Source organism: Providencia sp. PROV061 (assembly GCF_011045655.1).
In the GTDB taxonomy this organism is placed as follows: Bacteria; Pseudomonadota; Gammaproteobacteria; order Enterobacterales; family Enterobacteriaceae; genus Providencia; species Providencia hangzhouensis.
This window is the reverse complement of record NZ_CP042861.1, coordinates 2,672,405-2,684,795: the sequence shown is the minus strand read 5'-3', so window position 1 is coordinate 2,684,795 and position 12,391 is coordinate 2,672,405. Positions and strand designations below refer to the sequence as shown.

The 12,391-nt window shown below is 38.8% G+C and carries 16 protein-coding genes; 9 read left to right on the top strand and 7 right to left on the bottom strand.

Features of this window, described 5'->3' with window-relative positions; all coding sequences use genetic code 11:
• The first annotated feature begins 70 nt into the window (after nt 1-70).
• The 4 genes from FVA72_RS12160 to FVA72_RS12145 all read left to right on the top strand — a co-directional run bounded on the left by FVA72_RS12160 (nt 71) and on the right by FVA72_RS12145 (nt 2,118).
• Nucleotides 71-508 carry a hypothetical protein gene (locus FVA72_RS12160; protein ID WP_004263976.1) on the top strand — a complete coding sequence of 146 codons (438 nt, stop codon included), beginning with the start codon at nt 71-73 and terminating at the stop codon, nt 506-508.
• 114 nt (nt 509-622) lie between these two features.
• Nucleotides 623-1,051 (top strand): universal stress protein, encoded by a 429-nt coding sequence (locus FVA72_RS12155; protein WP_004263978.1) that lies wholly within the window; start codon nt 623-625, stop codon nt 1,049-1,051.
• 125 nt (nt 1,052-1,176) lie between these two features.
• Nucleotides 1,177-1,512, top strand: a complete 336-nt coding sequence (locus FVA72_RS12150; RefSeq protein ID WP_004263981.1) for a hypothetical protein — start codon at nt 1,177-1,179, stop codon at nt 1,510-1,512.
• Nucleotides 1,513-1,680: 168 nt separating this feature from the next.
• Nucleotides 1,681-2,118 carry a universal stress protein gene (locus FVA72_RS12145; protein WP_004263984.1) on the top strand — a complete coding sequence of 146 codons (438 nt, stop codon included), beginning with the start codon at nt 1,681-1,683 and terminating at the stop codon, nt 2,116-2,118.
• A gap of 53 nt (nt 2,119-2,171) precedes the next feature.
• Here FVA72_RS12145 and FVA72_RS12140 read toward each other — a convergent pair whose 3' ends face one another.
• Entirely contained in the window at nt 2,172-2,465 is a 294-nt protein-coding gene (locus FVA72_RS12140; protein WP_036958707.1) for a DUF5339 family protein, read from the bottom strand.
• 243 nt (nt 2,466-2,708) lie between these two features.
• Here FVA72_RS12140 and FVA72_RS12135 point away from each other — a divergent pair, with 243 nt between their 5' ends.
• Nucleotides 2,709-3,110 (top strand): hypothetical protein, encoded by a 402-nt coding sequence (locus FVA72_RS12135; protein WP_227528772.1) that lies wholly within the window; start codon nt 2,709-2,711, stop codon nt 3,108-3,110.
• Here FVA72_RS12135 and FVA72_RS12130 read toward each other — a convergent pair.
• Nucleotides 3,107-3,748 carry a TetR/AcrR family transcriptional regulator gene (locus FVA72_RS12130; protein ID WP_094962483.1) on the bottom strand — a complete coding sequence of 214 codons (642 nt, stop codon included), beginning with the start codon at nt 3,746-3,748 and terminating at the stop codon, nt 3,107-3,109. The genes FVA72_RS12135 and FVA72_RS12130 overlap by 4 nt on opposite strands.
• Nucleotides 3,749-3,946: 198 nt before the next feature.
• Here FVA72_RS12130 and FVA72_RS12125 point away from each other — a divergent pair, with 198 nt between their 5' ends.
• The 4 genes from FVA72_RS12125 (at nt 3,947) to phoH (ending at nt 7,753) form a co-directional block, all read left to right on the top strand.
• Nucleotides 3,947-4,759 (top strand): threonine/serine ThrE exporter family protein, encoded by an 813-nt coding sequence (locus FVA72_RS12125; protein ID WP_004263992.1) that lies wholly within the window; start codon nt 3,947-3,949, stop codon nt 4,757-4,759.
• Nucleotides 4,750-5,220, top strand: coding sequence for a threonine/serine exporter (locus FVA72_RS12120; RefSeq protein ID WP_094962485.1), 471 nt, complete (start codon nt 4,750-4,752; stop codon nt 5,218-5,220). The genes FVA72_RS12125 and FVA72_RS12120 overlap by 10 nt, the downstream gene beginning before the upstream one ends.
• Before the next feature lie 298 nt (nt 5,221-5,518).
• Nucleotides 5,519-6,472 carry an endonuclease gene (locus FVA72_RS12115; RefSeq protein WP_243154764.1) on the top strand — a complete coding sequence of 318 codons (954 nt, stop codon included), beginning with the start codon at nt 5,519-5,521 and terminating at the stop codon, nt 6,470-6,472.
• A 495-nt stretch (nt 6,473-6,967) separates the two neighbouring features.
• On the top strand, nt 6,968-7,753 hold the full coding sequence (phoH, locus tag FVA72_RS12110) for a phosphate starvation-inducible protein PhoH (RefSeq protein ID WP_094962486.1): 786 nt from the start codon (nt 6,968-6,970) through the stop codon (nt 7,751-7,753).
• 74 nt (nt 7,754-7,827) lie between these two features.
• Here the strand turns inward: phoH and zinT are convergent, their stop codons facing one another.
• From zinT to FVA72_RS12085, 5 genes are all read right to left on the bottom strand, one after another.
• Nucleotides 7,828-8,472: a metal-binding protein ZinT gene (gene zinT / locus FVA72_RS12105; RefSeq protein WP_110592581.1), complete on the bottom strand. Its 645-nt coding sequence runs from the start codon at nt 8,470-8,472 to the stop codon at nt 7,828-7,830.
• Between the two features lie 217 nt (nt 8,473-8,689).
• On the bottom strand, nt 8,690-9,529 hold the full coding sequence (locus tag FVA72_RS12100) for a siderophore-interacting protein (RefSeq protein ID WP_094962487.1): 840 nt from the start codon (nt 9,527-9,529) through the stop codon (nt 8,690-8,692).
• 214 nt (nt 9,530-9,743) lie between these two features.
• A complete protein-coding gene (locus FVA72_RS12095; protein WP_306821397.1) occupies nt 9,744-9,875 on the bottom strand; it encodes a DUF2474 domain-containing protein in 132 nt (43 codons plus the stop codon).
• A 4-nt stretch (nt 9,876-9,879) separates the two neighbouring features.
• Entirely contained in the window at nt 9,880-10,890 is a 1,011-nt protein-coding gene (gene cydB / locus FVA72_RS12090) for a cytochrome d ubiquinol oxidase subunit II (protein WP_004264011.1), read from the bottom strand.
• Nucleotides 10,880-12,217, bottom strand: a complete 1,338-nt coding sequence (locus tag FVA72_RS12085) for a cytochrome ubiquinol oxidase subunit I (protein WP_110591633.1) — start codon at nt 12,215-12,217, stop codon at nt 10,880-10,882. Before FVA72_RS12085 ends, cydB begins: the two co-directional genes overlap by 11 nt.
• Nucleotides 12,218-12,391 lie beyond the last annotated feature (174 nt).

Here is a 12,391-nt window from a genome sequence, read left to right as displayed (position 1 = left end):
ATGTTAAAAGTCATTATCTATTTTATTAAGCAGTAAATTTTAGTATCTCATTACTTTATAGGAACGCGAGATGATACATTTACAAGATAGCTCTGATGTATTGTTTGTTGCAGGATTTGGACCAATAGTTACAGATTATAAAAAAAGTCACTCTTTTTATCTTGAGTTGTTAAAGCTACCTTTAAAACCAATTGAAGAAGGGAGCCAATATTTAACTTGTGAGCAAGAAGGGCTAGAAGGTGTCAAACATTTTGCACTTTGGCCTATAGAGCAAGCCGCTCAATCGTGTTTTGGTCAAGGTGAATGGCCTAAAAACATACCTACCCCGCAAAGCTGGATGGAGTTTGAGGTTTCAGACATTGAAAAAATTACAAAAATTTGCCTTAAAGAAGGTTATGTCTTATTAGTTAATAACCGAATGGAACCTTGGGGGCAAACAGTCACAAGGTTATTAAGTCCTGAAGGTATGTTAGTTGGTTTAACTGTAACGCCATGGCTAAGGGAATAGCTTGTTTTTATTTGTAGTTAGAGATCTCATTTATCTTTGTGGATAAGAGACATTTATTAGTAATTGTTTATAATTTTGTTGTAGAACTTCATTTTAACTATTTTAGGAGGGGTTATGTATAAAACGATTCTGGTCCCTATCGACTTAACAGAAGATGAATTAACCAGTAAAGCAGTCCGTCACGCGGTTAATCTTGCAAAGCAATCCGGTGCTAAAATTCATCTTATTCATGTTTTACCCATTTCTTCAGCAATTATTAATGCGTACGCCTTAGGTTACATGGAAATCAAAGACCGTGCGACGGTGAAAGCGGAAGAAGACATGAAAATGTTAATGGATTCAATTGATTTACCTCATGATGATGTTAGTTATACTATAACGTTTGGTTCCCCGCGAGATGAAGTGATTAATACAGCAAAAGACATTAATGCAGATATTATTGTTATTGGTTCTCGTCGTCCAAATATTACAACTCATCTTTTAGGGTCAACAGCCGCGGGAATAGTGCGCTACGCGGAAACATCAGTACTGGTTGTACGTTAATAATTAGAGAAGAACCTGCTCATCGGGTGGGTTCTTTGTTATTTGATTATTTATATTGCCAATTTAATTAATTTTAGTACTCAAGTTAATTGATCTTACTTATAACAAGGTGAGTTTGAGTCAATATGGAAAAGTTTTCGCAAGAATTACTGCGTGTTGAACACTTTGTTCTGAGAGTTTTGCGTTTTTATTTACTCGCACTTTTGATTTTTTTTCTTGGCTTATTACCCGGTATAGTTGGTTTTTATTTTATTGAAGGTCACTCAGTTGTTGAGTCAATGCTTAATGCGTTGTCTATGTTGAGTGGACAAGCTATTGAGCCGGCTCCTATTACACGAGGAGGTCGTTTCTTTATTGCTATTTATGGTCTATTTTTACAAAGCGTTTTTATTATCAGTATTGGATTAATCGTAACTCCTTTTATTCATCGCGTTTTGCATAAATGGCATTTAGAAGAATAATTTTTGTTGTAATAGTAAGGGGCTTCACAGCTTTTTTTAGTGTAGTAAGACTATACTTAGAAGACTAAAAGGACAATATTCACCCGCTACGCCTAATAACCAAGTTGTAAAAATACACAACAATACAGCTTGAATAAAAATGTAAACATAACTAATAAGGGGCATCATATGTATAAAACAATTTTGGTTCCTGTGGATATATCTGAAGATGTACTAACAGATAATGCATTAAAACATGCTATTTATTTAGCAAAAATTTCAGATGCGAAAATTCACTTATTTCACTCAGTTCCGGATGTTTCAAGATTTTCAATGAGCTACAGTTATCATTATGATTTATTGTCCTCATTTGCTAAAAAAGCACTTGAACGTTCAGAAGAACAGTTAAAAGAAATCATTGAAAAAATTGATTATCCATCAGACAAAATCTCTTATAAGGTTGAGTTTGGTTCACCAAGAGACAAAGTTTTATCAGAAGCTGAAGCTATTGATGCTGATCTTATTGTTATCGGCTCACGCAATCCAAGTATTTCAACGCATTTATTAGGTTCAAATGCTTCTGGGATTGTTTCCTATGCTAAGATTTCGGTTCTTGTGGTTAGATAAAATAAAATAGCCTGCTCAGCAGGCTATTTTTTGTCTATTAAAAGCGAACAAATCTAGGGGGTTTTAACTGCTTCTTTGGCTTGCTCAATTGCTTTAAGTGCTTGGCTACAAGCTTGCTCTTGTGCATCATCAGGGTAGCTAGCAAGGGCTTTTTTCGCTTCCTCTAATTGTGACTTCATTAATGCAATTTGTTCACCTGCATTGGCTTCATCTTTATATTGTTCTTCAGCTTGCTTAACCAGGTCGTTCATTTCTTTGAAATAAGTATCACAGGTAGCACCTGCATTTGCATTAAATGCAGTGAAAGCCATTAAAAGGCTAAATGCAATTGGAAGAGTTTTTTTCATCATATTTTCGCTTTTAAAATTCATAATATCGTCAGAATAACATCCCATATTCAAAAACGCATCACTCGAACACGTGAATGTTTTTAATTGATAAATTTTTACTGCATATTGAGAGTATTCCTGTTAGTAACTCGCGGTAATAGCATAATTTGCAAAACACAAATGATAATCATTCTTGACTGAGTGTAATGTAAAAGTGTACATTTGAGTACACTTTGAATAATGATGACAAAAGAGATGATTATGATGAACAAAAAGATGATAGAAACAGAAAGCTGGCCAATCTGTGAGATGAATGTATTTCCTTCAACGATGGATGAAACCCGTTTATGGTTAGAGGAAATGGATATGCTATTGGCAAGAAGAAATGAGTTTGTATTGATATATCCTCCGGTGGTTAAAAAAGAAAAACCATCCTTAGAAGATATGGAAAGCATGAAATATATACGTCGTTGGTTGAAAGATGCAAAAGAAGCGATGGAGCAACATTGTCGTGCTCTGATTGTTACCCTACAACCTGACGGGCGAGATCAAGAAGAAATGGAACGAATGGCACCCATGTTGTCTGCGTTGTACGGCCCTCAAGTTTTAATCGCAAATAATTCCATGGCAGCCAAAGAACAAGCCCAATCAGTTCTAGCTTAGTCGGCTGTGGTTTTACTGATTTTACGGATATAACTGGCGATGATATCGACAGACATAGCAATTTGCTGTTGAATAAATTCATCGCTGGGCTTGAAATCAGCAATACAGAAAGTGGTGATAAACACATCCGCTTTTAGCATTTCTAGGTAGCGTGAAGAAATGCTTAACAATGTTTTTTCATCCACTTTAACGTCAGGAAGCAAAGCCAATTTTTGTGTCAACAGACGATAGCTTTTTACTGGACCTTGCTCAAAAAATGCGTGAGTTATTTCTGGGAAACGGTTGTATTCACCTAAAATTAACCGGTATAACCCAATGGATTCAGGCTTAAGCACATTCAATAAAAATCGAGAACCATAAAAAGAAAGTATGGACTCAATCGTATCCAGTGGTGGTGTTTTTTCGTCGGGCTCTTGAAAAATATCATCAATCATTGATGCAATAACCGCAGCAAATAACCCTTCTTTATCACCAAAATTTTTATATAAGGTTGAGCGAGAGCCCCCAGCACGTTCAATAATCATATCCAGAGTTGCGCCTTCAAACCCATATTGCAGAAAAATTTCAGTTGCTGCAGTGATCAACGCCTGATGCCGACGTTGGCCTTTTGGGGTTTTAGCTGTTAGAGGGCTATTCATGAATGGTTAATCCTACAATTTGTCTTCAATAAGAAAATAACATAACAAATTTTACGAAATAGTTTAAATCACGTTACCTCAATCACAGATTTACCTGAAAGAGATCATCATTTAAGCTGATATTTGTCTTTATGATATTTATAAAGATTAACATGTTTAGGTAGATATCTGAATGGTTGTCACAATGTTGGGGGCAAGATGACAGAGCATGTATTAAATGAGCAAAAAACAGACCAAGATGATCCTGTTAATCAGCAACGTGAGGTAACTCGGCTATGTATTGAGTGTGGTTTATTGTTATTGCAACATGGCGCTGAAAGTATGCTCGTTGAACAATTGACGACCCGTTTGGGTATTGCACTTGGAGCAAGCCAAGTCGATAGTGCTATTTCATCTAATTCATTAGTTTTAACCACTATAATTGATGGTCGCTGCTTAACGTCAACACGACGCATTATTGACCGCGGTATAAATATGCATGTTGTTACTGAAGTTCAGCATGCAGTCATCCTAGTCGAACATCATTTGTTAGACCGAAAACAATTAAAAAAGAAATTATTATCAATTAAACCGTTGCGTTATCCTCGATGGTTAATGGTGCTGATGGTGGCACTATCTTGTGCTTGTTTTAGTAGGTTGAATGGCGGTGGATGGGAGAGTGCGTTAATTACATTTTTAGCCAGCGGTTGTGCAATGTATGTGCGGCAAGTGTTAACTTCCCATCAAATGAATCCGTTAATTAATTTTTGTATTACTGCCTTTGTTGCTACCACGGTCTCAGGTTTATTATTGAAAATACCGTATTTGGCTGTGACTGAAACAATTTCGATGGCTGCCAGTGTATTGCTTTTAGTTCCCGGCTTTCCATTAATTAATGCAGTCGCTGATATGTTTAAAGGGCATGTTAATACAGGATTAGCGCGTTGGACAATGGCGAGCCTTCTCACTTTGGCTACCTGTATTGGGGTTGTGTTAGCAATGACAATCTGGGGTTTAAAAGAATGGGCATAGAATTTCTATTCTCTTTATGTGAGAAAATGCTATTAGCCGCTATACCGGCAGCAGGGTTTGCTATGGTATTTAATGTGCCTGTAAGGGCATTGAAATATTGTGCCTTATTGGGTGCTATTGGCTATGGCTTTAGAATGATACTGATGACATTAGGATTGCAAATTGAGTGGGCAAGTTTTCTTGCTGCAATTTTAATCGGTATTATCGGTATTCAGTGGTCGCGTTGGTGGTTAGCTCATCCTAAAGTGTTTACTGTTGCTGCCGTGATCCCGATGTTCCCAGGTATTAGTGCCTATATTGCAATGATTTCAGTCGTGAAAATATCTCAATTTGGCTATAACCCTGAATTAGTTGAGGTTTTAGTGACTAATTTTTTAAAAGCCTCTTTCATTGTTGGAGCCTTGTCTATTGGTATTTCTTTACCTGGTTTATGGTTATATCGCAAAAGACCAAGCGTGTAATTTTTAATGGTGTGGCTTACTGGCATTCTCGTTATGTGAGTAAGTCATACTTTACTTTTTACTAATAAGATTTAGATATCCTATTAAAGCTGCATAAATTCCGATATGGATGGTGAGCCATAAAATTGGGTCATCTCTGATATCATTTATGCTACTATTTGATTAGAATATGTGATATTTCTTCTTATGCATTAATGTGTTAGAGGAAAAACTAATGCATTTATATTAATTCTTCGCATATATTCTTATTAGTGGTGTTATTTTGAAACAATTTAGCTTGTCCAAATATTATCAATTCATTTTTTCGATTCTATTATTTCTTTTCTCTGCTTTTTCATTTTCCGCACCAAATTCGTTTACAGAAGCTAAAGTGCTAAGTAAAACGCAGGTTTATGCAGATCAAAATCATCAAGGAGAGGGAACAATATATTGTGGTTGCCAGTGGGAATGGGTAGGAAAAAGCGGGGGAAAGGTTGACTTAGCCTCTTGTGGCTACCAAGTGCGTAAACAACAGAACCGAGCTGAGCGTATTGAATGGGAGCATATTGTTCCAGCATGGGTGTTTGGTCATCAAAGGCAATGCTGGCAAAAAGGGGGGCGGAAAAACTGTGTGTCTAGTGACCCTATTTTTGGCCGAATGGAAGCAGATATGCATAATTTAGCGCCTTCTATTGGTGAAGTGAATGGTGATAGAAGCAATTTTAGTTTTGGGCAATTATCCACTAATACACCGTATCCATACGGAATGTGCCGTAGCCGAGTTGATTTTGAACAAAAAGTCTTTGAGCCAAGAGATGAAGCCAAAGGGCAGGTAGCCCGAGTATATTTTTATATGCATGACCGCTATAACTTGTCTATGTCACGTCAACAACAACAGTTATTGATGGCTTGGGATAATAAATATCCTCCAACCTCTTGGGAAATCAAGCGAGATAATCGAATCGCTAAGGTAATGGGGCATCATAACCCATTTGTGACAGGGGAGAAAAAATGGAATTTAAATCATAAAAATAGCGCAGAGGGAGTTAATATTTCACCAGTCTCACCCTTAAATCAGCCTCAAGTAATAGAAGATAAATCTATTGTATCAGATGCGGTTGAAATTAAAGGTAATCGTAATTCTAAAAAATATCATTTTTCACATTGCGCTAGCTTCAATACCATCGCTGATAAAAATGCCGTCATCTTCACTGACGAACAATCGGCTAAAGCCGCAGGTTTTGAGTTAGCGGGAAATTGTAAAATACGCTAATTATCCTTTCAAACCACAATAGTTAACTAACTGATTATTGTGGTTTTACTTTTTTTGTTTTTATGTGTGATAACGAAAAATTTTAATAAACGCCCAAAATTTTGTTAGAAAAATGTTGCTTTATCAAAAAAAATGACGCTATATTTAAAGCAGTGAAAACTGCAATAAAAACATGGACTCATTGGGACACAAAAAATATTGCAGTTCGTCATATTACTGTCACATAGATTCATTAGTTTAAGAGTATCGCTGTTACAGGAGAAACTAATGGGAAATAAGTGTTTGTACACGAGAATACAAAGCCGGTTACCACTCCATCATGAGATTTCCATGGTGAGATTGGTAACCGGTTTTTTTATTAGCCGAGTTATGGCATGGAGTTACAGCCACATAATAGATATTTGATATTAACTTTGAGCTTGAAGGGAGCTCGCCTCTGTTTTGAATAGTCCGTCATTTGAATTGACATCACTGATACCTGGAAGGGTTAATACTATGAGTAGACAGAAAGCTGCAACAAAGGCACGCCGTGAAATGAAACGTTCATCACGCAAAGATCGCTCAGGTCGTTTTGATATCAATAACGTCGCATCATTTGCTGAATTTACTGGCATTGAAGCTATCGGTATGGCAAAAGAACGGCGTGATGAATCCCCTATATTGCCCAGAAATGAAGCTCAAAAACTCTATATTAATTCCATTAAACATAAGCAATTAATTTTTGCGAATGGTGAAGCGGGATGTGGTAAAACTTACATCAGTACTGCACTTGCGGCTGATGCGTTAATTCATAAAGATATCAATAAGATCATTGTGACAAGGCCCGTTCTTCAAGCGGAGGAAGATCTCGGTTTTTTACCGGGGGATATGTCAGAAAAGTTTGCGCCTTACTTTCGCCCAGTCTATGACGTCTTGGTGAAAAGGCTCGGCGCATCTTTTTTGCAATATTGTTTGCGTCCCGAAATTGCTAAAGTGGAAATAGCCCCATTTGCTTATATGCGAGGCCGAACATTTGAAAATGCCGTCGTTATATTAGATGAGGCTCAGAATGTCACAGTCACTCAAATGAAAATGTTTTTAACTCGGCTTGGTGAAAATGTGACGGTGATAGTCAATGGTGATGTGACCCAGTGTGATTTACCAGAAGGTGTGTCTTCAGGGTTAGCTGATGCATTACAACGTTTTAGTAGTGATGAAATGGTTTCAATGGTGAATTTTACTATAGAGGATTGTGTGAGATCACAATTATGCCATAAGGCATTATTGGCTTATAACCACTAATTAGCATTGCTATTAACTATATGCCCCGCGATTTACCCACGGGGCATAGGTTAGACTCCTATATAGGAAGCCGATTAGTGATAGAGCATCTCATGTACGATTTGCTCATCTGTGAGGGTATATGGGTAATAAGTTGGCCAATTTTCTAGCTGACTTAATAATTTTTCCTGAGATTCATTTCCCATGTATAGGTGGAAATGCCCCGAGGCTTGTGGTTCAATAATATGGTCACTAAACTGGATAAATTTAGGCGCTTTTGAGTTTGCATCTTTGCATTCAAATAAGTAACGAACGCCTTTTTTTCCTGAAGTATAATGAAGAATTTTGTAACCGGCGTAGTCATATTTACAGCTACTTACAGTACCATTTTGAGTAAACTCAATAACATCGTTTTCAATACCAATACTGTCAACATCAGTGGCATAACCTTTTTTATAATATTCACGATACTCTTCAACAGTTTTGTCTTTATTTTTCTTCGCTTTACTTTCTAGAACCTCATCAAGTTTTCCATTTAATAGTAATGGATTAACAGATTCCCAGATGCCTTGCCAGTCACTAAGAGATCTATCTTTGACGTCAGTATCTTCAAAAATCCCTTTTGAAGCTTGTAGCGCTTTCTCTGATTGTGGATGGGAGTGACTATGTGAGCCATGAGCAACAGCAGTATAGCTAGTGAGAGCTAATGCAATATAAAGACTAGTTTTTAAAATTGCCATTTTGTACACAGTGGTTTTCCTATTTTTGTAGTGAATATAACGACCATAAAAACAATTATGTTATAACATAACATTAATGGGTATGAAAAGTATTTTAGGGAGTTTATTGTTGAGGAATATAATGGCTAACAACTTGGTGAAGACAGGCAAGATCAGGAAATAAGTTCACTTATTAGAATTTATAAACCAATAAGCGAACTAAATATTTGAAGTGAAGTTAATCGTCAGGATTATCCATTACAGCATGGCGCTCATGATGGTAACCTTCCTCATCATAGCCATATCGCCAGTAAGGGATCGCATAGATATCATCACGACCAAAACCTTTTTCACGACGAATATAACGACGCAAATCACGAATAATTTGGTCTTCACCTGCAATCCAGAAAGCGCAGTCGCTGCTTGGGATGTCCCAAGACTTAAATGTGCTAATTAATTCAGCGGTTTTGGTGATATCACCACAAACCCAAATCACCTCAACTTGTTCAGGCTTTTTTAGTTCTCTTACGTCTTTTGGGTTATCTAACCGTAGTACAACTTTGCCTTGGGCATTCGCTGGCATTTTTTCTAATAATGCGGCGATAGCGGGTAGGGAACTTGAATCACCAGCCATGAAGTAATGTTGTCTGGCAGGTAATAATGGGTCTGGGCCACCTGGGTTGGTAATTCCCATCCAATTTCCTGGTTTTGCATCCCGAGCAAATAGATATGCAGGGCCAGTTGCGCCATCATGCATAGCAAATTCAATATCTATCTCGCTAACTTCTGGACGGATGGCTCTGACGGTATAGGTACGAACAAATGGGCGAGGTTTGTCTTCTGGCCAGCTACGGCCTTCTTTACTTAGGATAGGGAGTGCGGGCTGGCTGATTAAATCAGGGGCTAAAAATATTTTCAGGTGCCCACCTTCACAATCTGTTGGGTATGTATTGAGTCTTTCACCGGTGAAAGTAATACTACGAATAGATGGGCTGATATCGGTTATGGATTTGACTTGAATGAGCTGTGGTGGAGCCGGGCGGTAAATGTTTTTTTCAACAGGTTGTTCAGTGGCCACGGACGATCTCCTTTATTAATGATAATTTTATTATATGGTAATTATTATCATTATCATGAATAAACTTGCAAGTTGCAACCGCTAGCGGATGATTGGGGGCGGATATTTATATAGAGAGATTTTCAGCAGTAGAGAGGGCAATTCACGGTGATGAATCGTTAATTTTAATAAAAATGCCGTATGATTTTTAGCATACGGCATATCGAACGGTAAATTACTTCACTTTCATTCCAGCGGCGGTCATCATCAATTTAAACACTGACGAAAATGCAAATAAAGCAAGTACACTTCCGAACCAGATAATGGCCATCCAACCGAGTTTTTTCCACCAAGGAGAGGCACTCACGCTATCAGTGGTAGCCTTGCTCTGGGGTAATTTTTCCTCTGAAGACATAGTAACTCCAATAGGTATAAACCAAAATAACAGGAATAATGAATAACGCACCCACTAACATAAAGCCTAAACTTTCGGATGGGCCTGCGGCATCACGGAAACTTATTGCAGGTGGAATGAGCGTTGGCCAAATGCTGATACCTAGACCAGTAAACCCAAGGAAAATTAACATTAAAGCCGCTAAGAATGGCACGCTGTCATGTTGTTGGCGCTTAGCGTTTTTTAGGATCAACCAAGTACAGGCTAATACCAGTAACGGAACAGGTAAAAAGAAGAACAGGTTCGGCAGTGAGAACCAACGCTCAAAGATTGCCTCATTTAACATTGGGGTCCAGAAGCTGATTACTGCAATGACCGCTAACATCAGTAATGTTAATGGTTTTAGAACGCGATACATTGTGCTACGTAAGTGGCCTTCAGTTTTCATGATTAACCAGCCACAAGCTAGTAGTGCATAAGCGACCACGAGGCCAAATCCGCAAAATAGTGGGAAAGGCGCGAACCAATCGAAGTAACCCCCCATGTAAACACGGTTTTCCACATGGAAGCCTTGGATAAAGGCACCAACTACCACACCTTGAACAAAGGTGGCAAAAATTGAACCCCAAATAAAGGCATGATCCCAATGGCGGCGGTGCGATTCATCTGCTCTAAAGCGGAATTCAAAAGCGACACCGCGGAAAATCAAGGCCAGTAACATGAAGGTTAATGGAATTGACAAGGCGTCGAGAACAATCGCATAGGCAAGAGGGAATGCGCCAAACAAGGCGGCTCCACCTAAAACGAGCCAAGTTTCATTACCGTCCCAGACTGGGGCGACACTGTTCATCATGAGGTCACGGTCTTGGCTATCTTTTAGTGCAGGATAGAGAATGCCGATCCCAAGGTCGAACCCATCCATGACAATGTACATCAACATACTAAATACGATGATGACAAACCAAATGAGAGGTAAATCAATGCCCATGAGCTGCGTCCTCCGCGATACCTTTACGAATTAATTTCATCATGTACATGTAGCCGATACCGAAAACCCCACCGTAAACCACAAAGAAGGCGACTAAACTGATGCTCATGTGTATTTCACCATGTGCACTGACCGCATCAGAGGTTCGTTGTAGCCCATAAACAACCCATGGCTGGCGGCCTATTTCTGTTGTAAACCAACCTGCTAAAATGGCAATCAAACCAGAGGGTGCCATGACGAACATAAAGCGCAGGAAGGTTTTGGATTCATACAGATTTTTACGATAACGCAGCCATAAACCCCAGACTCCAGCCGCTATCATTAATAAGCCCAACCCGACCATTAAACGGAACGACCAGAACACCATAAACACGTTCGGCCTGTCTTCTGGCGCGTATTCTTTTAATGCAGGCACTTGTTTATCAATGCTGTGCGTTAAAATCAGACTCGCCAGATAAGGGATCTCAATGGCATATTCGGTTTTTTCCTTCTCTTGGTTTGGAATACCAAATAAAATTAGAGGGGTGGCTTCACCGGGTTTGTTTTCCCAGTGACCTTCCATTGCGGCCACTTTAACCGGTTGATGTTTAAGTGTGTTTAGGCCGTGAGCATCACCGATTAAAGCTTGAACAGGGGCTAACACTAAAATCAACCACAGGGACATGGAAAACATTTTTTTCATGGCACTGGATTTATTGCCTTTGAGTAAATGCCATGCCGCAGAAGCACCAATAAAGAATGCCGCAGCAAGGAAAGCAGCCGTGGTCATGTGCAATAAACGGTATGGAAACGATGGGTTGAAAATAACCGCAAGCCAATCAACAGGAACAATACGCCCATCGATGATTTCGAAACCTTGCGGTGTTTGCATAAAACTGTTAGATGCCAAAATCCAGAAAGTGGAAATGATGGTACCTAATGCAACCATGCAGGTGGCAAAAAAGTGCAGTTTTTCACCCACTCGGTTCATGCCAAACAGCATGACACCAAGGAAACCGGCTTCAAGAAAGAACGCGGTTAATACCTCATACGTGAGCAATGGGCCGGTAATTCCACCCGCAAAATCTGAAAAGAAACTCCAGTTGGTACCAAATTGGTATGCCATCACCAATCCAGAAACAACGCCCATTCCGAAATTAACCGCAAAAACTTTCGACCAAAAGTGGAACAGTTTTATATAGTCCTCGTCACGAGTTTTAAGCCATAGGCCTTGTAGCACCGCAAGGTAACTTGCTAGCCCAATAGTAATGGCTGGAAAAATAATATGAAACGAGACCGTAAAAGCAAATTGTATACGGGCAAGTTCCAGCGCAGTTAGTCCAAACATATTGACCCCTGAGTGGATATGTTAATGGCACGCAATATTTAACGTTTTGATGAGAGCAATTGAGGCGCTAATCCCTAGCAAAAGGAATTGCTCACACCTGAATGCAAAATAACCGTAATTCAACGAAAAATTTTTTGTGCTTATAGTTAAAAAAAAGTCAGGTGAATGTGTGGA